The 20,722-nt window shown below is 65.7% G+C and carries 22 protein-coding genes, 1 other RNA gene and 1 pseudogene; 12 read left to right on the top strand and 12 right to left on the bottom strand.

Going from position 1 to position 20,722, the window contains the following annotated elements; all coding sequences use genetic code 11:
• Positions 1–66: 66 nt before the first annotated feature.
• Positions 67–1,152 (bottom strand): acyltransferase, encoded by a 1,086-nt coding sequence (locus EGJ34_RS02635; protein WP_125358841.1) that lies wholly within the window; start codon positions 1,150–1,152, stop codon positions 67–69.
• Between the two features lie 59 nt (positions 1,153–1,211).
• Entirely contained in the window at positions 1,212–1,877 is a 666-nt protein-coding gene (locus EGJ34_RS02630; RefSeq protein WP_125358839.1) for an SOS response-associated peptidase, read from the bottom strand.
• Positions 1,878–1,989: 112 nt separating this feature from the next.
• Here EGJ34_RS02630 and EGJ34_RS02625 point away from each other — a divergent pair, with 112 nt between their 5' ends.
• The 3 genes from EGJ34_RS02625 (at position 1,990) to EGJ34_RS02615 (ending at position 3,694) form a co-directional block, all read left to right on the top strand.
• Positions 1,990–2,418 (top strand): BLUF domain-containing protein, encoded by a 429-nt coding sequence (locus tag EGJ34_RS02625; RefSeq protein ID WP_125358838.1) that lies wholly within the window; start codon positions 1,990–1,992, stop codon positions 2,416–2,418.
• Positions 2,419–3,111: 693 nt separating this feature from the next.
• Complete coding sequence (locus EGJ34_RS02620) at positions 3,112–3,414, top strand: hypothetical protein (protein WP_125358836.1); 303 nt, start codon at positions 3,112–3,114, stop codon at positions 3,412–3,414.
• Between the two features lie 37 nt (positions 3,415–3,451).
• Complete coding sequence (locus EGJ34_RS02615; RefSeq protein WP_125358834.1) at positions 3,452–3,694, top strand: hypothetical protein; 243 nt, start codon at positions 3,452–3,454, stop codon at positions 3,692–3,694.
• Here EGJ34_RS02615 and EGJ34_RS02610 read toward each other — a convergent pair.
• From EGJ34_RS02610 to smpB, 4 genes are all read right to left on the bottom strand, one after another.
• Positions 3,682–4,908, bottom strand: a complete 1,227-nt coding sequence (locus tag EGJ34_RS02610; protein WP_125358832.1) for an integrase arm-type DNA-binding domain-containing protein — start codon at positions 4,906–4,908, stop codon at positions 3,682–3,684. The two genes, EGJ34_RS02615 and EGJ34_RS02610, sit on opposite strands and share 13 nt — an antisense overlap.
• Before the next feature lie 161 nt (positions 4,909–5,069).
• Positions 5,070–5,470, bottom strand: a transfer-messenger RNA (tmRNA) gene (gene ssrA, locus EGJ34_RS02605).
• 267 nt (positions 5,471–5,737) lie between these two features.
• Positions 5,738–6,049, bottom strand: a complete 312-nt coding sequence (locus EGJ34_RS02600) for a hypothetical protein (protein WP_125358830.1) — start codon at positions 6,047–6,049, stop codon at positions 5,738–5,740.
• Positions 6,050–6,094: 45 nt separating this feature from the next.
• Positions 6,095–6,598, bottom strand: coding sequence for an SsrA-binding protein SmpB (gene smpB / locus EGJ34_RS02595; protein ID WP_125358828.1), 504 nt, complete (start codon positions 6,596–6,598; stop codon positions 6,095–6,097).
• A gap of 57 nt (positions 6,599–6,655) precedes the next feature.
• On the opposite strand from smpB, the gene EGJ34_RS02590 reads away from it, so the two are divergent.
• Entirely contained in the window at positions 6,656–7,084 is a 429-nt protein-coding gene (locus tag EGJ34_RS02590; protein ID WP_125358826.1) for a type II toxin-antitoxin system RatA family toxin, read from the top strand.
• A 3-nt stretch (positions 7,085–7,087) separates the two neighbouring features.
• Positions 7,088–7,342 (top strand): RnfH family protein, encoded by a 255-nt coding sequence (locus EGJ34_RS02585; protein ID WP_125358824.1) that lies wholly within the window; start codon positions 7,088–7,090, stop codon positions 7,340–7,342.
• Between the two features lie 69 nt (positions 7,343–7,411).
• Here the strand turns inward: EGJ34_RS02585 and bamE are convergent, their stop codons facing one another.
• Positions 7,412–7,807, bottom strand: a complete 396-nt coding sequence (gene bamE, locus EGJ34_RS02580; protein ID WP_125358822.1) for an outer membrane protein assembly factor BamE — start codon at positions 7,805–7,807, stop codon at positions 7,412–7,414.
• A 103-nt stretch (positions 7,808–7,910) separates the two neighbouring features.
• On the opposite strand from bamE, the gene fur reads away from it, so the two are divergent.
• The gene (gene fur, locus EGJ34_RS02575; RefSeq protein ID WP_125358820.1) at positions 7,911–8,327 is read left to right on the top strand and encodes a ferric iron uptake transcriptional regulator; all 417 of its coding nucleotides are present in this window, start codon (positions 7,911–7,913) and stop codon (positions 8,325–8,327) included.
• A 155-nt stretch (positions 8,328–8,482) separates the two neighbouring features.
• Here fur and recN read toward each other — a convergent pair whose 3' ends face one another.
• The gene (recN, locus tag EGJ34_RS02570) at positions 8,483–10,144 is read right to left on the bottom strand and encodes a DNA repair protein RecN (protein ID WP_125358818.1); all 1,662 of its coding nucleotides are present in this window, start codon (positions 10,142–10,144) and stop codon (positions 8,483–8,485) included.
• 111 nt (positions 10,145–10,255) lie between these two features.
• Here recN and hrcA point away from each other — a divergent pair, with 111 nt between their 5' ends.
• From hrcA to EGJ34_RS02540, 6 genes are all read left to right on the top strand, one after another.
• Positions 10,256–11,323, top strand: coding sequence for a heat-inducible transcriptional repressor HrcA (gene hrcA / locus EGJ34_RS02565; protein ID WP_125358816.1), 1,068 nt, complete (start codon positions 10,256–10,258; stop codon positions 11,321–11,323).
• Positions 11,324–11,405: 82 nt separating this feature from the next.
• Complete coding sequence (gene grpE / locus EGJ34_RS02560; protein ID WP_125358814.1) at positions 11,406–11,921, top strand: nucleotide exchange factor GrpE; 516 nt, start codon at positions 11,406–11,408, stop codon at positions 11,919–11,921.
• A 153-nt stretch (positions 11,922–12,074) separates the two neighbouring features.
• Positions 12,075–14,009, top strand: coding sequence for a molecular chaperone DnaK (gene dnaK / locus EGJ34_RS02555; RefSeq protein ID WP_125358812.1), 1,935 nt, complete (start codon positions 12,075–12,077; stop codon positions 14,007–14,009).
• Positions 14,010–14,126: 117 nt separating this feature from the next.
• Positions 14,127–15,251 (top strand): molecular chaperone DnaJ, encoded by a 1,125-nt coding sequence (gene dnaJ, locus EGJ34_RS02550; protein WP_125358810.1) that lies wholly within the window; start codon positions 14,127–14,129, stop codon positions 15,249–15,251.
• A 64-nt stretch (positions 15,252–15,315) separates the two neighbouring features.
• Positions 15,316–16,224 (top strand): pyridoxal kinase, encoded by a 909-nt coding sequence (gene pdxY / locus EGJ34_RS02545; RefSeq protein WP_125358808.1) that lies wholly within the window; start codon positions 15,316–15,318, stop codon positions 16,222–16,224.
• Positions 16,221–17,333: a prephenate dehydrogenase gene (locus tag EGJ34_RS02540; RefSeq protein WP_125358806.1), complete on the top strand. Its 1,113-nt coding sequence runs from the start codon at positions 16,221–16,223 to the stop codon at positions 17,331–17,333. Before pdxY ends, EGJ34_RS02540 begins: the two co-directional genes overlap by 4 nt.
• A gap of 197 nt (positions 17,334–17,530) precedes the next feature.
• Here the strand turns inward: EGJ34_RS02540 and EGJ34_RS02535 are convergent, their stop codons facing one another.
• The 4 genes and pseudogenes from EGJ34_RS02535 to EGJ34_RS22065 all read right to left on the bottom strand — a co-directional run.
• Positions 17,531–17,710, bottom strand: a complete 180-nt coding sequence (locus EGJ34_RS02535; protein WP_125358804.1) for a hypothetical protein — start codon at positions 17,708–17,710, stop codon at positions 17,531–17,533.
• Between the two features lie 65 nt (positions 17,711–17,775).
• Entirely contained in the window at positions 17,776–19,542 is a 1,767-nt protein-coding gene (locus EGJ34_RS02530; protein ID WP_125358801.1) for an ABC transporter transmembrane domain-containing protein, read from the bottom strand.
• Entirely contained in the window at positions 19,535–20,143 is a 609-nt protein-coding gene (locus EGJ34_RS02525; RefSeq protein ID WP_125358798.1) for a YigZ family protein, read from the bottom strand. Before EGJ34_RS02525 ends, EGJ34_RS02530 begins: the two co-directional genes overlap by 8 nt.
• A 25-nt stretch (positions 20,144–20,168) precedes the next feature.
• Positions 20,169–20,722: pseudogene (locus EGJ34_RS22065) on the bottom strand (hypothetical protein); the annotation flags it as partial.

The following is a 20,722-nucleotide window of genomic DNA, read 5'->3' as shown; positions in this document are numbered from 1 at the left end:
CGCCTGAGTTTTTGACATTCGCGATAGCTGTTCCTGAATGTCAGTTTGGGCAGAAAGCTTGGCGCGCTAGCGGCTATCAGCAACCGCTGAAGGCGCAATGGGCGATCCAGGAATCGGAGAGACGCCTGGAGCGCCCGCCCGGATCCTGTCTCTGGTCCTTCGCAGCGGTATATCCACTGCAAGGATCGTGATTGCGCTGATGGCGACCGATACGGGTATGGCCCACAGGGCGATGGACCAGCTGCGCATGGCCTCTGGCTGCCCCAAAGCCAGCCAGACGAGATAGCCGGCCGGGTAGTGAATCAAGAACACCGGGTAGGACAAGTCACCGAGCCAGCGGTCCACCCATCCGAGAACCCCGGTGGCGCGGATACCGTGGAACATGAGAGCGGCAGCTGCCGCGACGATGATTACACCGTAGTAGAAGGGGTTTGAAGTGGCCGTGCCGTCATAGGTGCTTGCCTTCCAGACTGCGAGGAACGCGCCAACGGCCAGCAGGAGCAGGAACGGCTGGGCAGCCGTCGCACCCATCCAAGCCGGCCTGTGCCGCACAACGAACGAACTGGCGCGGTAGGCCAGGGAGCCGGTTGCGAAGGCGAGCATCGCGGCTGATACCGGCGAGTAGCGAGTCGACGGATCCATGCCGCTGTACAGGCTGTATGCGTGGTACGAGGCTGAAGCAACGAGCGTGGCGACGGTCCACTTCCAGCTTCTGGCGGCGAACGCCCAGAGCAGCGCGTAGCAGCAGATCTCCACTGCAATCGACCAAGTGGAAGGGATCAACCTGAATTTGTAGTTGCCGGGCTGGTCTGGGAAGAAGGTCCAGGGCCAGATCAGTAGGTTTCCGATCACGTCCGTTGCCCGGCCCGCCCATACCCAGCATGCGTGGAATTCATCCATCCTCGGCAGGATGAACCACATGGCCAGGGTCAGAAGCGCAAGGGCGTAGTACGACGGGTAGAGCCGAAGGAACCGGTTGAGCGCGAACGATTTGAACTCAAACTTGTAGGTCTTCGTGAGGATCATGGTCACCAGGTAGCCGCTGATGACGTAGAAGCACTCGACGGCGAACTGCCCGAGATTCGGGATCTGCGCAGTCAGGTGGAAGAGGACCACGCAGATGGCCAGGAAAAAGCGGAAGCTGCCGAGCATGAGTGGCTCACGGACTGTTGTTGGCCCCAAGTATCGGTCGAACCGCCGATATCTGCCAATTATGCGACCTGCTGCAGCAGGCCCTCGGTGTTGTTCCGGGGCGTGTTCACCGCGCGGCTGACGCGGTAGGCCTCCATGGCGGGCGGCTCCGATGCCAGCAGCATCGCCATGGCCGCGTCCGGCTCCGCGGTGATCCACTCTTCCACCTGGTCCAGACCCAGCCACACCGGCATCCGGTCGTGGATATCGGCCGACACGCCACTGCTGTCACCGGTGATGATCGTGAAGGTGCCCAGGTTCTCATCGTCCAGCAGCGGGCTCCGGTCCTCCCATAGACCGGCCGCCCACAGCGGTTCTGCCGCGTGGATGAACCACGGGTCCTTCTTCCCGTCCTCCGGGCTCACCGACCACTCGTAGTAGCCGGCCATGGGGATCAGGCATCTGTGCTTCTTGAACGCCGAGCGGAACGCCGGCTTCGTGGCCACTGTCTCGATCCGGGCGTTAATCGTGGAACCTTGCAGGCTCTTCGCCTTGGCCCAGAAGGGCAGCAGGCCCCAAGAGAGCCGCGTCAGCTGCAGGCCGGTACCCCGATCCAGCAGCACCGAGGCGCGCTGCGTCGGGGCCAGGTTGTAGCTGGACGGCATGGCCAGCAGGTCACCCACCAGCTCGGGGAAGGCGAAGCTGCCTTTTGCCTTGATCGGCGTTTGGACGAAGCGGCCGCACATCGGGAGCCATACTCCAGCGACTATTCACATAGCGACAGATTTCACACCAAGGGTAGTGAGGCAGCTGTTACGGTGTGAATTGCAGGGGGCGATTCACACTGGAGGGCAGGGCATGACGCTACACGCTCTCGTTTATTTCAGCCAGGCGATCTCTGGGCTGACTATTGACCAGATCGATGATTTGACCCAAGACGCAGCTGAGCACAACCACCTTGCGGGTGTGACAGGCATTCTTCTCACGGACGGCATTCACTTCCTGCAATACATCGAGGGGCCGGAGGACGGTCTTGCTTTGACCTACTCACGCATTCTCAATGCTCGCAGCCATACTGAGATTGTTGAACTCGGACGAAGCCGGGGCGGCCAGCGCCGCTTTCCATACCGGTCGATGCGCTGGATCCCTGTGGACGAGCCTGAGCTGCGCATCGCAGTTCGCAGTGATTGGCGCGGATTGGCTCAACGCCGCGTTCGGCTGATAGAAGGCATCTCGCATACGGGGATTGATCGAATGCGCTCGGTGGTTGGCCCGTACATCAACTAGGCGACGAAAGCTCGGCCGTGGCCGAGCTTTTTCTGTGGCGGTAGCCCAGCCGAGCTAGGTTCTGTTAGCAAGCAGAAGCAGGTCGCGACGCTGTTGGTCATCCAGCATTGTCGCAAGTTCCTTTCGGAATAATGTTGCTACCTGGGTGCAGGAACGGCATGTGAGCTCTGACGTGACCCCATCATCTTCCAGACCCGTAGAAGGCGCGAAGGTGCCTCGCTCGCCGCACCGACAGCAAGTAGCGTCGAAGGACTGAACCGATTGGATTTCGCCCGTTCGGCGCAAGACGGTTGCGAAGACGCGATGAACCCTAAAGTGGGCTGAAAAACTATTCGACATTAGGTCACGCTTCTCAAAGGGCTAAACGCGGTAGCAACTCTTGTTGCGCCGCCAGAAGCGTTGAGGTTTCCACTATACGTACTTGTCTCACTCGGAGGTGAAGATCTATCGACACGGGGTACGCCCGCGCTCATTTCGCGCGGCCTTAACGACGCAAATTGCAGATTTGGCGTCAGTGAGGGGGAGGCATCTCGCCCCACTGGCAGCATCAGCCCCGCTGCCTTCCTGGCCGCTTTACCGGATGCGCTGGCTATCCGCCGCTGTTCCCTCAGCAGCTGGTGCATCCGGGGCCAGGCTTTCGGCCGGCCCGACCTCTCGCAGGATTTGAGACGGCCGTCCGTAGGATTGCGCCCCATGCTTCCGCCCGACTTCCGCTGGCACGCCATTGGCGGTGCCCCCCACGACCGTCCGAATCAGCTGCTACTCGATTCTGTCGAGGTCGCACGCCTGTACCAGCGAGTGGACGACCACACCTGGTGGATCAGCCTGAATAACCAACGGGACCAGAAGCTGCGAAAGCAGCAGCTTTGCAGCGGATACGAGAAGGGCAAGGCCGGCGCTGAACTGTGGGCGGAGCGGCATCAGGACCGGCTGCGGGCGGAGGTCGATCGCTACCTGCAGGGCATCAAGGAACGCCGTTACCACGCGAAGCGATAACGCCCACAGTCAGCTGCCGTTGCCGGCGTATCGGCCGGTGCGACGCCGCCAGTTCACCATGCTGGCCATGGACGAGAACAGCACTGCCAAGGCGCGCTGGGCGCGCGGGAAGGCCGCTTCGTTGTACCAGCAGGCCAGAGAACTGGAACAGGACCGGGGTGGCGATTGGAGGGCCAGGGCACGGCGCAAGGCCGGTGCCGCACGCCTCCGCAGCGAGGCGACCAGATACGACCGCATCGCCAGCCGGTTCGAACCCTTCGACGACGATCAGGCGGCCTGACCGGGCCGCAGCTGCACTACGTTGCCCGTGCGCAGCCCCTCGAGGTAGTCGGCCCAGGTTTGCATCATGTGCACACGGTCGGGCAGGTGGGTCGTGCGGTTGTACGCGCGGCCGTTCGGATCCTTCACCGCGTGCGCCAGCTGGTGCTCGATGATGTCCGGCCGGAAGCCCAGCACCTCGTCCAGCAACGTGCGCGCGGTGGCGCGAAAGCCGTGCCCGGTCACCGTGTCCTTGTCGAACCCCATACTGCGCAGGGCGGCCAGCACTGCCACCTCGGACATCGGGCGGTCGTCAGACCGCAGCCCGGGGAACACGTACTTGCCGGCGTACCCGGCTGGCATCTGCGCCTTCAGCTCGCTCAGGATGGCCACGGCCTGGCGTGCCAGCGGCACGATGTGGGGCTGGCGCATCTTCATGCGGCCCGCGGGGATGCTCCAGAGCGCAGCGTCCAGATCGATCTCCGACCATTCCGCCGCCCGCAGCTCGATAGGCCGCACGAACACCAGGGGCATCAGCTTCAGCGCGGCGCAGACAACGCCGGTACCGGTGTAGGAGTGCAGGGCGCGCAGCAGGCCGCCCAGCTGCACCGGGTCCACCACGGCCGCGTGGTTCCGCTCCGGGGCAGGCACCAGCGCTCCGCGAAGGTCGGCGACAGGGTTGCGCTCGGCCCGGTCAGTGGCCACGGCATAGCGCATGACCTGCCCGCAGTTCTGCATCACGCGATGGGCGGACTCGAACGCCTCGCGCGCTTCCATCTTCCTGGCGATCGTCAGGAAGTCAGACGCCTTCAACTCCACGGCGCGGCGCGCGCCCACGGCGGGGAACACCTCGTTCTCGAACCACGCCAGCACCTTCTTCTCGTAGTTAGGCACCCACTTCCGGCCGCGCAGCCATTCCCTGGCGATCAGCTCGAAGCTGTCCGGCGGCATGCCGGCGCTCGCCGTCGACGCGGCGACCTTGCGGTGTTCCCCCGGGTCGACACCGGAACGTAGCAGCCGGCGGGCGTCCTCGCGCGCGTCCCTGGCCATTGCCAGTGTCACGTCGGGGTACAGGCCCAGGGTCAACAGCTTTTCCTTCCCCCCGATGCGGTACTTCCAGCGCCAGCTCTTCGTGCCGGTGGTGGTGATCAGCAGATATAGGCCGCAGCCGTCAGCCAGCTTCTGCGGCTTCTCGGACGGCTTGGCGCGACGGATGACGACGTCGGTCAGAGGCATGGGGGTATCGGGTTTTCGGGCGGAGGCGATACCCCAAGATATACCCCCACGTTCTCACTGCCTGCAACAGATGGGGGTAGTCCGCTATGGACAAAAAGAAAGCCGGGAGGCCCGTTTTATAAGGCTTTCCCGGCTTCTGTGGGTCCTCTCAGACCCTTCGTTGGTGGAGGTGGGCGGAATTGAACCGCCGTCCGAAGGCACTCCATCCCCAGTTCTACATGCTTAGCTCACCGTTTGGTGTCGTCCTGAAGCAGTACGGTGTGCGAAACGCACCCCAGGATCAGCCCGCTTTAGGTTAGGCCGTGACTGACGGGCAGCCACCACAGCCGATTCCATGATAATGACCCTACACCGACGAGCATGGACACAAGTGGGTTCGGGGCTCCGCCTTATGCGGCAGAAGAACTACAACTGCAGCTGTTTTTTAGGCAGCAACAGCGAAGTTCGGAGCGTAGTCGCTATCGTTGGCAACTAGAGTTTTGCCGCTGGATTTACGAGGAAAGCTGCCCCCTCGGCATGCACCAGGTAACTTCACAACCCCCGTCGAAACCAATGCACCCCCGGTTTCTTCAGTTCTTGCAAGGCTTTCAGGCTGCTGGATGGTCGAAACCGGCCAGAGGCCCTACCCGATGACAGGAATGCTACGCCAAATAGGCTGAACAGTCACCTTTTGGAGGGCCGCGAAGAGCAGCCGGGCAAGCCCGGCTCTACGTGGGTCGTCCGCGAATGTCGGGCGTGGCGGCCCGGATCGTCGCGAGTGTCGGGCGAGGATGTCCGATCGTGTGCCAGGATCGGGGCGTGGTGGCCCGGATCAAGCGCACGGAGGTGATTACCGCTGGCGCAGGTTCTCGGCGCGGTGACGGGCCTTTTCGCGGCGCTGGTTGCTCTTCTCGTGCTTCAACGCGGTGAGCTGGCGCTGGGCTTCCGGTTCCACCTGGGCCAGCAGGGCCTGCAGGCGGGCGATCCGGGCCTGCAGCAGCGGGCTGTCGGTTTCAGCGGCCTCGCGCTGGGCGTTGCGCAGCAGGTAGGTCAGCACCTTGAGCAGGGCGGCTGGCTCCATGGTGCGGCTGAATTCGGTGAAGATGAACTCAAATGCCGCAATGTCTGCCTGCAATTCGGCCGGAGTAGGGGTCTGGGTCACGCGCGGCTCCTGCCGTGGGAGGGGAGGTAATGTGGCATCAAGGGATCAGGCGTCGCGGTTTCCGCGACGCATGGCCCGCTGCTTTTCAATGGCCCAGTCGCGGTCCTTGGCGGCATCGCGCTTGTCGTGGGTCTGCTTGCCCTTGGCCAGCGCGACTTCCAGCTTGATCTTGTTCTTGCTCCAGTACATCGCGGTGGGCACGATGGTGAAGCCGTCGCGTTCGACCTTGCCGATCAGCTTGTCGATCTCCCGGCGGTGCAGCAGCAGCTTGCGCTCGCGGCGGTCGTTGGCCACCACGTGGGTGGAGGCCTGGATCAACGGGGTGATCTGTGCGCCGATCAGGTAGATCTCGCCGGACTTCACATAGGCGTAAGCGTCGACGATGTTGCCGCGGCCGGCGCGGATCGACTTGACCTCCCAGCCCTGCAGGGCGAGTCCGGCCTCGAAGCGCTCTTCGATGTGGTACTCGTGGCGGGCACGCTTGTTGAGCGCGATGGTTTTATTGGCCGTCGCGTTCTTTGCTTTATCCTTGGCGCTGTTCTTGCTCATTTATCTATTGTCTCCGATTCCGGCCGTCCGTGGTCGATTCGTCAGTCAAGCCAACGTATGACTACCATCCGCCGCAGTGCCCTGGTTGAACATTCCGCCGCCCGCATGTTCGACCTGGTAAATGATGTCGAGGCCTATCCGCGCCGGTTCCGCTGGTGCTCGGCCTCGCAGGTCCTGGAATCCAGCCCGGACCGGGTGGTGGCGCGGCTGGATCTGGGCCTGGGCTCGTTCTCGACCTGGTTCATGACCGAAAACAGCCTGCAGCGACCACACCATATTGATATGAAGCTGCGCGATGGCCCCTTCAAGCAGCTGCATGGCCGCTGGGAGTTCCATGCGTTGGCCGAAGACGCCTGCAAGGTCACCCTCACCCTGGACTTCGAACCGACCAGCCGCCTGCTGGGACCGGCGCTGGCGCTGGGCTTCCAGGGACTGGCCGATCGCATGGTCAACGACTTCATCCGCGTTGCCGACAGCCAGGACTGACGCGTGATCCGCGTCGAAGTGGTACTGGCCTGGCCGGACCGGGTGGAGCGCCGGGCGCTGGAGCTGGCCGAGGGAGCGACCGTGGCCGAAGCGATTGCGGCGGCGAACCTGCCTGGTAGTGCAGACTGTCCGGCAGTGGCGGTGCACGGGCTGCTCGCCCGGCCTACCCAGGTGCTGGAGGACAACGACCGGGTGGAACTGCTGCGGCCCTTGCTGGCCGACCCGAAGGACAACCGCCGGCGGCGGGCCGCGCGGTAATGCCGGCGGCCGGGCGATCAGGTCGTGCCGGCCGTTGGCCGGCAACCCCATGAAACCGTCAACGGCCCGTTACCGGCCGCGCTGCTTCTTCTTGTCCTTGGGCAGGTTGCGGCCGAACTGGCGCACCGTGTCCTGGGCCAGCTGGGCATCGCGGGTGGCAAAGAAGTCACCCTCCCAACGGGTCACCAGGTCGTTCTCGAAGAACACAGTGAAGTTCTTCACTTCGGTGTTGCCGACCCGGTTGGTACGCTCGGTCGCGGTGTAGTCCCAGCGCTGGGCGTGGAAGGGATCGGGAATGGACGGGGTGCCGAGCAGGGCATTGACCTGCTGCTTGCTCTGGCCCACCTGCAGCTGACCGACGGCCTGCTCCCGGACCAGGTTGCCCTGATAGATGGGTTGCTTGTAGATGATGCCGCACCCGGTGGTGGACAGGGCAACGGCGGCGACCAGCAGGAGATTGCGCATCGGAAAGGGCGTTTGGGGAAATCGAGTCGATGATACACTCCCCGCGTGTCGCCGCGACCCAATCCGAGGCAGCTGGCGCTAAATCGCCAATGAACGGAGACTTATGGAAACCAACGACCTGCGCAAAGTTGGCCTGAAGGTGACCCACCCGCGGATGCGGATCCTGGCCCTGCTGGAACAGCGGGATGCCCAGAAGCACCAGCACCACATGACCGCGGAAGACATCTACCGCCAGCTGCTTGAGCATGGCGATGAAATCGGGCTGGCCACGGTGTACCGCGTGCTGACCCAGTTCGAGGCCGCCGGCCTGGTGCTGAAGCACAACTTCGAAGGCGGCCAGGCCGTTTACGAACTGGACCGCGGCGGTCACCACGACCACATGGTCGATGTCGACAGCGGCAAGATCATCGAGTTCGAAAGCCACGAGATCGAAGAACTGCAGCGCAAGATCGCCGCCGACCACGGCTACGAGCTGGAAGAGCACTCGCTGGTGCTCTACGTGCGCAAGAAGCGTAAATAACCGCAACGCGGTTGTTTACGACGGGTATCCACGCTTATTCCGATGCCGGATCCATCCGGTAGCGCCGGCCGTTGGCCGGCCCAGGCGGTGCATCCGGGTTCATAAGGGCCGGCCAACGGCCGGCGCCACCGAAGTGCATCCGAAGTTGCTGCAGGTCACACCTGCAACAGCTTCCGTGCGGCCGCCCGCGCCTCCTTGCTGACTTCCACGCCACCCAGCATCCGCGCCAGTTCTTCCTCGCGCGCCTTGCTGTCGAGCTTCTCGACCGCGCTCTGGGTCATCCCGTCCACCGGAGCCTTGCTGACCCGGTAGTGGGCGTGGCCCTTGGAGGCGACCTGCGGCAGGTGGGTCACGCACAGCACCTGGCGCTTTTCGCCGAGGGCGCGCAGCTTCTGGCCGACGATGTCGGCCACGGCACCGCCGATGCCCGAATCCACTTCGTCGAAGACCATGGTCGGCACCGCGTCCAGATCCAGCGCGGCGACTTCAATGGCCAGCGAAATACGTGACAGTTCACCGCCGGAAGCCACTTTGCGCAGGGCGCGCGGGGGCTGTCCGGCGTTGGCCGCGACCAGGAACTCGACCCGCTCGGCCCCGTTCGGGTCCGGCTTGGCCACGGCCTGCGGCTCGATCTCGATCAGGAACTGACCGCCGCCCATGCCCAGCTCGCCAATCAGGGCGGTGGTGGTGGCGGAAAGCCCGGCCGCCGCGGTGCGCCGGCTGGCGCTCAAGGTGGCGGCCACGCCCTGCCATTGCCCCGCTGCGCGCTCGATCTCGCCGGCCAGTGCCTGCAGCCGGGCATCGGCACCGCGCAGCTGCTCAACTTCGGCTTCCAGCGCGTCGCGGTGCTCGCCCAGCTGCTCCATCGGCACCCGGTGCTTGCGCGCCAGGTCGTGCAGGCGGCCTAGGCGGCGTTCGATGTCCTCGAATTGGTCCGGGTCGGCATCCAGATCGCCGTGCACCCGGTCGAGCAGGGCCAGGGCTTCATGCAGCTGGATCGCCGCGCCGTCCAGCAGGGCGTCCACTTCGCCCAGGCGCGGGTCATGCTCGGCCACGCGCGACAGTTCATGCCGGGTCTGCTGCAGCAGTTGCAGGACCGAGGCGTCGTCATCGCCATTGAGCCGGGCTGCCGCCATGTCACAGGCGGTCAGCAGGGCTCCGGCATGGGCTTGGCGGCGGTGGCTGCTGGTCAGGCCGGCAATCGAGGCCGGCTCCAGGTCTTCGCGCTGCAGTTCGCCCAGCTGGTGTTCGAGAAAGCCGATGCGGTCGCTGACGTCACCCTGGCGCGACAGCGCCTCGGCTTCGTCAACCAGTGCCTGCCAGCGCGCCGCGGCTTGGCGCACCTGCGTGCGCTCGGGCTCGTTGCGGGCATACGCATCGAGCAGGGCCAGCTGCGAGGGCCGCGCCAGCAGGGCCTGCTGGTCGTGCTGGCCATGGATCTCCACCAGCATGCCGGCGAGCTCGCCGAGCTGGGTCAGGGTGACCGGGCGACCGTTGATCCACGACCGTGAACCGCCGTCGGCACGGATCACCCGGCGCAGCTGGCACTGGTCATCGTCGTCCAGTTCGTTGTCGCGCAGCCAGGCCCGGGCTGGCGCATCCGCAGACGGTGCGAATTCGGCCGAAAGCTCGGCGCGGGCCGCGCCATGGCGGACCACGCCACTGTCGGCGCGCAGGCCGGACAGGAAGCCGAGCGCGTCCACCATCAGCGACTTGCCGGCCCCGGTTTCACCGGAGACCACGGTCATGCCCGGCCCGAACTCCAGTTCGGTGGCACGGACGACGGCGAAATCCTTGATCGAAAGATGTCTGAGCATGGTATTGGGTTCTTGAGCCGCGCAACGCTAGCATGGGCGGGGAGCCACTCCAATGACTTGCCAACGTCCACGCCAGACATTATCAAGGCGGGCGTCTCACAGGCTGATTCCATGCACGCATCCTCGCCACCGCTGGCACCGCGCGCCCGCCATCTGCTGCGGACCCTGATCGCGCGCCACATCCAGGACGGCGAGCCGGTGGGGTCGCAGACGCTGGCGCGATTGGCCGGCCTGGATGTCAGCCCGGCCACCATCCGTAACATCCTGGGCGACCTGGAAGACCTCGGCCTGCTCAGTTCGCCGCATGCCTCGGCGGGCCGGGTGCCCACGGCCACCGGCTACCGGGTGTTCGTCGACAGCCTGGTCAAGATGCAGCCGCCGGGCGACGGCGAGCTGCAGCGGCTGCGCAGCGAGCTGTCCAGCGGGGCGGGCACGCAGGCCCTGCTGGGGAGCGCCTCGGAGCTGCTGTCGGCAATGAGTCATTTCGTGGGTGTCGTGGGTGCCCCCCGGCGCGAGCAGTTCGCGTTCCGGCATATCGATTTCGTCGCCCTGGACGCGCGTCGGGTGCTGGCCATCCTGGTGTTCGCTGACAACGAGGTGCAGAACCGGGTCATCGAACCGCGCCGGGCCTGGGAACCGGCCGAGCTGGAAAAGGTCGCCAACTACCTCAATGCCAACTGCGCCGGTCGCACCCTGGCCGAGATCCGCGCCGGCCTGCTGCTGGAACTGCGCCAGGCCCGCTCGGAAATGGAGCAGCTGCTGGACCATAGCGTGGAGCTGGCCGAACAGGCCCTGGCTCCGCCGGCCGACGACATCGTGCTGGCCGGCCAGACCCGCCTGATGGGGGTGCAGGACCTGTCCGACCTGGAGCGGCTGCGCGAGCTGTTTGACGTGTTTGCCAGCAAGCGCGAGATCCTGCAGCTGCTGGAGCGGACCAGCCAGGCCCCGGGCGTGCGCATCTTCATCGGCGAGGAGACCGGCGTGGTGCCGCTGGAGAGCGTGTCGCTGGTCACCGCGCCTTACTCGGCCGGGGGCCAGGTGCTGGGCGTGCTGGGGGTGATCGGCCCGAAGCGGATGGCCTACGACCGGATGATTCCGCTGGTGGAGGCGACCGCCCAGGTGCTGGGGGCAGCGCTGGACGCACCGTCCGCAGGCGGATTGTCCCGTGATCGCACCTAAAAAGAGCCTTCAGCTCTTGAATCGGTCCGCCGCGCCCACATAGGGGGTGTGGAGGCGGGGAGTGACCGCCAAGGACCCCAACATGAACCAAGATCACCCCGATACCGCAACCCCGTCCCCGGCCGACACCGCCGCTGAAGGCACCTCGCTGCAGCAGCAGCTGGAGGCCCTGCAGAACGAGGTGGCCCTGCTGCGTTCAGAGTCGCTGCGCGAGCGCGCCGACCTGGACAACCAGCGCAAGCGCGTGGCCCGCGACGTGGAACAGGCGCGCCGTTTCGCCAATGAAAAGCTGCTGGGCGAACTGCTGCCGGTGTTCGACAGCCTGGACGCCGGACTGAACGCCGCCGGCACCGACGCCAGCCCGCTGCGCGAAGGCCTGGAGCTGACCTACAAGCAGTTGCTGAAGGTCGCTGCGGATAACGGCCTGACCCTGCTGGACCCGACCGGCCAGCCGTTCAACCCGGAGCACCATCAGGCCATCAGCCAGGTCGACGCCCCCGGCGCGGCTCCGGGCAGCGTGGTCCAGGTGTTCCAGAAGGGCTACCTGCTGAATGACCGCCTGCTGCGCCCCGCGCTGGTGGTTGTCGCGCGGGATTGATCAACCGTGCAGCCGGGCAAGCCCGGCACTACGGCAACCCTGGTTGAACACAGCGTTCGCGGAATGGGTTGAATGTGACAAACCCATCCCCCACATCCCCTTCATAACCCGGCAGCCGCCGGACAGAACATAAGAACTTTCAGGAGTCTCCCCATGGGCAAGATCATTGGTATCGACCTCGGCACCACCAACTCGTGTGTGGCGATCATGGACGGCGGCAAGGCCCGCGTCATCGAAAATGCGGAGGGCGACCGCACCACGCCTTCCATCGTCGCCTACACCAAGGACGGCGAAGTGCTGGTGGGTGCCTCGGCCAAGCGCCAGGCGGTCACCAACCCGAAGAACACCTTCTACGCCGTCAAGCGCCTGATCGGCCGCAAGTTCACCGACGCTGAAGTCCAGAAGGACATCGCGCACGTGCCGTATTCGATCCTGGCCCACGACAACGGCGACGCCTGGGTGTCCACCAGCGATGCCAAGAAGATGGCCCCGCAGGAAATCTCCGCCCGCGTGCTGGAGAAGATGAAGAAGACCGCCGAAGCGTTCCTGGGTGAGACCGTCACCGAGGCCGTCATCACCGTGCCGGCCTACTTCAACGACAGCCAGCGCCAGGCCACCAAGGACGCCGGTCGCATTGCCGGTCTGGAAGTGAAGCGCATCATCAACGAGCCGACCGCTGCAGCCCTGGCCTATGGCCTGGACAAGGGTGACGGCAAGGACCGCAAGATCGTCGTGTACGACCTGGGCGGCGGCACCTTCGACGTGTCGATCATTGAAATCGCCAACGTCGACGGTGAAAAGCAGTTCGAAGTGCTGGCCACCAACGGCGACACCTTCCTGGGCGGCGAAGACTTCGACAACCGCGTCATCGAATACCTGGTGGACGAGTTCAACAAGGACCAGGGCATCGACCTGCGCAAGGATCCGCTGGCCCTGCAGCGTCTGAAGGACGCCGCCGAGCGCGCCAAGATCGAGCTGTCCACCAGCCAGCAGACCGAAGTGAACCTGCCGTACGTCACTGCGGACGCCTCCGGTCCGAAGCACCTGAACATCAAGCTGACCCGCGCCAAGCTGGAAGCGCTGGTGGAAGACCTGATCAAGAAGTCGATCGAACCGTGCCGCATCGCGCTGAACGATGCCGGCCTGCGCTCGAGCGACATCAGCGAAGTGATCCTGGTCGGCGGCCAGACCCGCATGCCGAAGGTGCAGCAGGCGGTGACCGAGTTCTTCGGCAAGGAACCGCGCAAGGACGTCAACCCGGACGAAGCCGTGGCACTGGGCGCGGCCATCCAGGGCGGCGTGCTGGGCGGCGACGTCAAGGACGTGCTGCTGCTGGACGTGACCCCGCTGTCGCTGGGTATCGAAACCATGGGCGGTGTGTTCACCAAGATCATCGAAAAGAACACCACCATTCCGACCAAGGCCTCGCAGGTGTTCTCCACCGCCGAGGACAACCAGTCGGCGGTGACCGTGCACGTGCTGCAGGGTGAGCGCGAACAGGCCCGCTTCAACAAGTCGCTGGCCAAGTTCGACCTGTCCGGCATCGAGCCGGCTCCGCGCGGCCTGCCGCAGGTGGAAGTCTCGTTCGACATCGACGCCAACGGCATCCTGCACGTGTCGGCCAAGGACAAGAAGACCAACAAGGAACAGAAGGTCGAGATCAAGGCCGGTTCGGGTCTGTCCGAGGACGAAATCGCGCGCATGGTGGCTGACGCCGAAGCCAACCGCGAAGAAGACAAGAAGTTCCATGAGCTGGTCCAGGCCCGCAACCAGGCTGACGCGCTGATCCACGGTACCCGTACCGCGATCACCGAACACGGCAGCAAGGTCGGCGGCGATGTGATCGGCAAGGTGGAATCGGCCCTGGCCGATCTGGAAACCGCGATGAAGGGCGACGACAAGGCCCAGATCGAAGCCAAGTCGAAGGCGCTGGAAGAAGCCGGCCAGTCGCTGTTCGCCGCTGCGTCGGCCGCTGACCAGGGTGGTGCCGCTGCGGGTGGCGAGTCGGCCGGCAACGGCGGTTCGGCGGCCCACGACGACGTGGTCGACGCCGAGTTCACCGAAGTCAAGGACGACAAGAAGTCCTGATCCAGACGCGACACGGGACGCTGCGCAGGCAGCGTCCCGTTGTCACATCTCTGATCCTGACCGCCGCAGCCCGGTGTGTCGGGGGCAAAACCCGACTGCTGGACAACGATTGAAGTTATGAGCAAGCGCGACTATTACGAAGTGCTGGGCGTGACCCGCACCGCCAGCGAAGAAGAACTGAAGAAGGCCTATCGCCGTTGCGCGATGAAGTTCCACCCTGACCGCAATCCGGGTGATGCGGCCGCCGAAGCCTCCTTCAAGGAGTGCAAGGAAGCCTACGAAACCCTGTCCGATGCCAACAAGCGTCGCATGTACGATGCCCATGGTCACGCCGCATTCGAGCACGGCATGGGCGGCGGCGGTCCAGGCGGTCCGGACATGGGCGACATTTTCGGCGACATTTTCGGCAACATCTTCGGAGGCGGCGCAGGTGGCCCGCGCCAGGCGCGTCGCGGTGCCGACATCGGTTACGTGATGGAACTGGACCTGGAAGAAGCGGTCCGTGGCGTTGAACGCAACATCGAGATTCCGACCCTGGCCGAGTGCGACGACTGCAACGGCAGCGGCTCGGAAGATGGCAAGGTGGAAACCTGCCCGGTGTGCAAGGGCCATGGCCAGGTGCGCATCCAGCGTGGCATCTTCGCCATGCAGCAGGCCTGCCACAACTGCAATGGCCGCGGCCAGATCATCCAGAACCCCTGCAAGACCTGTCACGGCAATGGCCGTGTCGAGGAAGACAAGGTGTTGTCGGTCAAGGTGCCTGCGGGCGTCGACACCGGTGACCGCATCCGCCTGGCAGGCGAGGGCGAAGCGGGCCCGACCGGTACGCCGCCGGGCGACCTGTACGTGGAAGTGCGCGTGCGCGAGCACGCCATCTTCCAGCGCGATGGCGATGACCTGCACTGCGAGGTGCCGATCCGCATTTCGCAGGCGGCGCTGGGTGATACCGTGCGCGTGGCTACCCTGGGCGGCTATGCGGAAATCCGCATCCCGGCCGAAACCCAGACCGGCAAACTGTTCCGCCTGCGTGGCAAGGGCGTGCGTTCGGTACGCAGCCGCAGCGAAGGCGACCTGTACTGCCGCGTGGTGGTGGAGACCCCGGTCAACCTCACCGCTGACCAGCGCAAGCTGCTGGAGCAGTTCGAAGCCACCTTCGTTGGCGAGGAGGCACGCAAGCACTCGCCCAAGTCGGCCACCTTCATCGACGGCGTCAAGGGCTTCTGGGACCGCATGACCTCGTAATCGCGATTGGTTCCATTGGTAACGAAAAACGCCGGCAATGCCGGCGTTTTTTTATAATGGACCCATGAACGAACCCCTCGAAAGCCACCTCGTCCACGGTCGCCGCCAGCGCCCGGACGGTCCGTCACCGGTCGATGTCATCTCGGTGCAGTCGCAGCTCGTCTATGGCCACGCCGGCAACAGCGCGGCCGTTCCACCGCTGCGCGCGCTGGGCGTGCGTGTGGCGGAAATTCCGACCACGCTGCTCAGCAATGCGCCGTTCTACCCGACCACCCGCGGTCGCGTGCTGCCGTCGGACTGGTTCGCCGACCTGCTGCTGGGTGCGGGCGAGCGCGGCCTGCCACAGCGGGCGCGCATGCTGGTCTCGGGCTACTTCGGCAGTGTCGGCAACGGTGCGGCCTTCGCCGATTGGCTTGATGCGGTGCTGCCGACGTCGCCGCAGCTGCGCTACTGCCTTGACCCGGTGATCGGCGATACGCATACCGGCCCCTATGTGGAACCGGGTCTGGAAACCATCTTTGCCGAGCGTCTGCTGCCGCATGCATGGCTGGTGACACCCAATGCCTTCGAACTCAACCGCCTGACCGGGTTGCCCAGCCTGGAAGAAGGCGATGCCGTCGTCGCTGCGCAGGCGCTGCTGGCGCGCGGCCCGCAGTGGGTGCTGGCGCACAGCGTAGGCGGCGAGCCCGGCCAGCTGGTTACCCTGGCGGTGAGCCGCGAGGCGATCTGGCGCTGGTCGTCTCCGCACCTGCCGGTGGATGTGGCCGGCACCGGCGACGTGCTGATGTCGCTGCTGGTCGCGTTCCTGCTGCGGGGTGAAACCTTCGAGCAGGCCATCTCGCGCGCCATCGCCGGCGTGCACGTGGCGCTGGAAACCACACTGGCACATCACCACGAGGAGTTCGACGTGCTGGCGGCCGCGCCGGCCGCGCTGGCCTTCCCGGATCGCTTCGTCGCCGAGCGTCTGGCGTGAGCCTGCGCCCGCTGATCGGCATTGTCGGCAGTGCCGGTGCTTACGGGCGCTGGCTGCAACGCTTCTTCGAGCAGCGCATGGGGCTGGAGGTGATCGGCCATGATCCGGCCGACGCGGGCTCGCATTCGCCGGAAGAGCTGCTCGAGCGCGCACAGGTGCTGATCTTCTCCGCACCGATCCGGCATACCCCGGCGTTGGTGGCCGAGTATGCGGAACGCTCGGCCGGCCGTGAAGCCGGGCGCTTGTGGCTGGATGTCACCTCGGTCAAGAGCGCGCCGGTGGCGGCGATGCTGACCTCACAGGCGGACGTCGTGGGCCTGCATCCGATGACCGCGCCGCCCAAGGCTCCCACGCTCAAGGGCAGGGTGATGGTGGTCTGCCAGGCGCGCGTGAGCAGCTGGCAGCCCTGGGTGGACACCCTGTGCGCGGCACTGGAAGCCGAATGCGTGCAGGCCACGCCCGAACATCATGACCAGGTGATGGCGCTGGTGCAGGCGATGGTGCACGCCACCCATCTGGCCCAGGCCGGCGTGCTGCGCGAGTACGCGCCGCTGTTGGGCGCACTGCCGGCGCTGATGCCGTACCGGTCGGCCTCTTTCGAACTGGATACCGCGATCATCGCGCGCATCCTGTCGATGAATCCGGCAATCTACGAAGACATCCAGTTCGGCAACCCGCACGTGGCCCCGATGCTGGAACGCCTGCTGGGCCAACTCCAGCAGCTCCACCACCAGGTGCTGCAGGGCGACGATGCCGCGCGTGCTGACTTCCGGCATCAGCTGCTACGGGTGAATCGCGAGCACCAGGGCAAGGACCAGCTGGCCGAAGGCAACTACACCTTTGAACGGGTCGGCTACCTGCTTGCGGACCTGACCGAGCGCAACGCGATCAGCGTGCATCTGCCCGAGGACCGACCGGGTTCATTGCGCGAGCTGCTGCATGTGTTCGAGCGCCATGGCGTCAGCCTGGCGTCGATCCATTCCTCGCGCACGCCAGCAGGCGAAGTGCATTTCCGCATGGGATTCGTGGCCGGCAGCGACGCGCAGTCAATGCTGCGCGCAGCGCAGGAAATTGATGCCAGCGGCATCGGTCGGGTGCTGGCGCGCTGAGACGAGCCGCAGTTCATCCACAGGGGGTGTGGATGAACTGCGCACAAAGGTGTGGATAAGTGCGTGCAGCTCCCGACACGCAACGCTGTCAAGATACCTGGCAATAAATTCACCACCGTAGGGACACGCCATGCGTGTTCTCGCGGTCTGTGGGGGTTCGATGGACACGCATGGCGTGTCCCTACGCGGAATCCGGGCTACGTGCTCAGGGTCAACGCGCCGTCACGCGTGTGGTACTGCCGGCCATCCCGCTCCAGCGGTTCGCCGGAATCCAGCTCGTAGCGCTTTTCAGCGCCATCGCTCTCGTCGGACACGAATTCCAGAATGATGCGGGTTTCGCCATTGGCATCAGTGGCAGGGAACTGGCGGAATGACATGCAGCACCTCCTTCAACCGCTGTTGGAAGCGCCACCATGCGACCGCGGTCGTTATCGGCGCGTCATCAATCGATGAATTGCAGTCGGGCCAGTTCAGCGTACAGACCGCCTTCGGCCAGCAGTTGCGCGTGCGTGCCCTGGGCCACGATGCGCCCGTGGTCCATCACCACGATACGGTCGGCCTTGAGCACCGTCGCCAGACGGTGCGCGATCACCAGCGTGGTGCGCCCGGCCATCAGCCGCTCCAGCGCCTGCTGCACGGCGCGCTCACTCTGTGCGTCCAGCGCGCTGGTGGCTTCGTCCAGCAGCAGAATGGGCGCGTCCTTGAGCAGGGCGCGGGCAATGGCAATGCGCTGCTGCTGGCCGCCGGAGAGGCGTGCGCCGCGTTCGCCCAGCTCGCTCAGGTAGCCGTCGGGCAGCGCCTGCAGGAAGCCGTCGGCCTCGGCCGCTTCGGCGGCGCGCTGGACGTCCTCGTCACTGGCCTCGAGCCGGCCGTAGCGGATGTTGTCCAGTGCGGTGGCCGCGAACAGGGTGGGCTGCTGCGGCACGAGTGCCATCTTCGCGCGCAGTTGCGCCGGGTCGAACTGGCGGATGTCCACGCCGTCCACTTCCACGCCACCGGCGGCCGGGTCGTGGAAGCGCAGCAGCATCGACAGCACGGTGCTCTTTCCGGCACCTGAAGGCCCGACCAGCGCCACGGTCTCGCCTGGGCGCACGTGCAGGTCGAAGTGATCCAGCGCGGCCGTGTCGGGTCGCTGCGGATAATGGAACACCACGTCGTTGAAGTGGATCTCGCCGCGCAGCGGCGCGGGCAGGGCCACCGGGTGTGCCGGCGGGGTGATCTCCACGTCTTCCTGCAGCAGCTCGGCGATCCGGCCCATGCCGCCCGAAGCACGCTGCAGTTCGTTCCAGACTTCGGCCAGCGCACCAACCGAGCCGCCGCCGATCAGCGCGTAGAGCACGAACTGTCCCAGCGTGCCCGCACTCATCCGGCCGTCGATGACATCGTGCGCGCCCAGCCACAGCACGCCGACGATGGCACCGAAGATCATCACGATGGCGACAGCGGTGACCAGCGACTGTGCGGTAATGCGGCGGCGCGCGGCCTTGATCGATTCGCCCAGTGCCGCGTTGAAACGTCCGCGCTCATAGGGCTCGCGCGCGTGCGCCTGCACCGTGCGCACGGCCCCCAGGGTTTCCGCGGCCAGCGAATTGGCATCGGCGATGCGGTCCTGGCTGGCGCGCGAGATGTGGCGAAGGCGGGCGGCCCCGATCAGAATCGGCAGAATCGCCAGCGGAATGCCCACCAGCGACCACGCCGCGAGGCGTGGGCTGGTGATGAACAGCATGGTCAGGCTGCCGACCACGGTGACGCTGCTGCGCAGCGCGACTGACATGGTCGAACCGATCACGCTGCGCAGCAGTTCGCTGTCGGCAGTCAGCCGCGAAACGAGTTCGCCACTGCGGCTGCGGTCGTGGAAGCCCGCGCCGAGGCTTATCAGATGGGCGTAGAGGCGGCTGCGCAGGTCGGCGACCACTTTCTCGCCCAGCATCGATACGAAGAAGAAGCGCGCGGCGGTCGCCAGCGCCAGCACCACGGCAACGAGGAACAACAGCGCGAAGGCGCGGTTGATGTTGCCATCGCTGCTGAAGCCGTGGTCGATCATCTGCTTCACCGCGGGCGGCAGGCTGAGCGTGGCCGCCGAGGAGACCGCCAGCGCCACCAGCCAGGCCGAGAACAGGCCGATATGGCGGCGCACGAATGGCCACAGCGTGCCCAGACTGCCGAGGCGGCGCAGGGGAGGTGCAGGCGTGGCGGAAGCTTCAGTCATGTAAGGAGTCCGGGGCGGTGCGCGAATGGATGCGGATACGATCACGAGTGGCGTCGCGCAGGCGGATTTTCAACGGTTCCACCTGGTCGGCAGGCAGGCGGATCTGCAGATCCACCCCACGGGAGGTGAACGACTCGCCAAGCTTCTCGGCGGCGTGCGCGGCGACGGCCGCGTGCAACAGGCCCAGGTCTTCGAAGGCGGCCTGCACGTCCAGTTCTGCCAGCGCGATGAGCGGCAGCCGCGGTGCCGTGCGCAGACACTCGGCGGCGGTACCGCCGTACGCGCGTACCAGTCCACCGGCTCCCAGCTTGATCCCGCCGTACCAGCGGATCACGACCACCATCACCCGGTCGAAGCCCTGGCCATCAATGGCCGCGAGGATGGGGCGGCCCGCGGTACCGGCCGGCTCGCCATCGTCGCTGGAGCGGTAGTCCTGGCCATGGCGGTAGGCCCAGCAGTTGTGGGTGGCATCGGGTACCGCCACCTGCTGCAGGAAATCGAGGGCAGCGGCCGCGCTTTCAATCGGCGCAGCGTGCGCGATGAAGCGGCTGTGCTTGACGTCCAGGGTGTGGCTGACGGGGTGGGTGAGTGTATCGGGCATCGCCCACCATTCTAGTGGCCCGCGCTCAGGAATCGAGCAGGGCGCGAAGGTCGCGCGGAATCCGCACTTCAGGGTACTGCTGCAGGTAGCGCTCCAGGCTGGCGCGCGCGGTATCCACATCGCCCGCATCGCGGCGCTCGCGGATGCGCTGGATCCAGCGTCGCCTCGGCAGCAGGGCATCTGCTTCCACCGCAGTGGCGATCGGATCTGCTTTAGCGCTGCGTGCTGCATCAGCGGCCGCGGGCTCGGCACGGGCGGCCAGCGTGGACGCGGCGCGCTGGCGACGCAGGGCGGACGGTTCGCGCTCGGTATCGATCTTGGAGCCTGTGACCGAAATCCGATCCAGCTCCTGGCGCTGTTCGGGTGCCGCAGCAGCCGGCGCGGCGGCGGCCCCGTCCGCTTCCACCTCCACCGGCGCGACCATGGGAGCAGGTGCAGCCATGACGGCAGGCGCTGGCGCAGCCGGCGGCGGAGCGATCGGCTGGGTCTTGGGTGACGCGACGCTTTCGGCGCGTCGTGCGGCAGTCGCGGCTTCGGTCGCTGCGCTGGTCACCGGCTCCGGGGCCGGCGGTGGCGGGG

Origin of the sequence: Stenotrophomonas sp. 278 (genome assembly GCF_003935715.1) — a bacterium.
Classification (GTDB): domain Bacteria; phylum Pseudomonadota; class Gammaproteobacteria; order Xanthomonadales; family Xanthomonadaceae; genus Stenotrophomonas; species Stenotrophomonas maltophilia_AH.
Note: the sequence above shows the minus strand (reverse complement) of the source record. Positions and strands in the feature narration are given on the sequence as shown.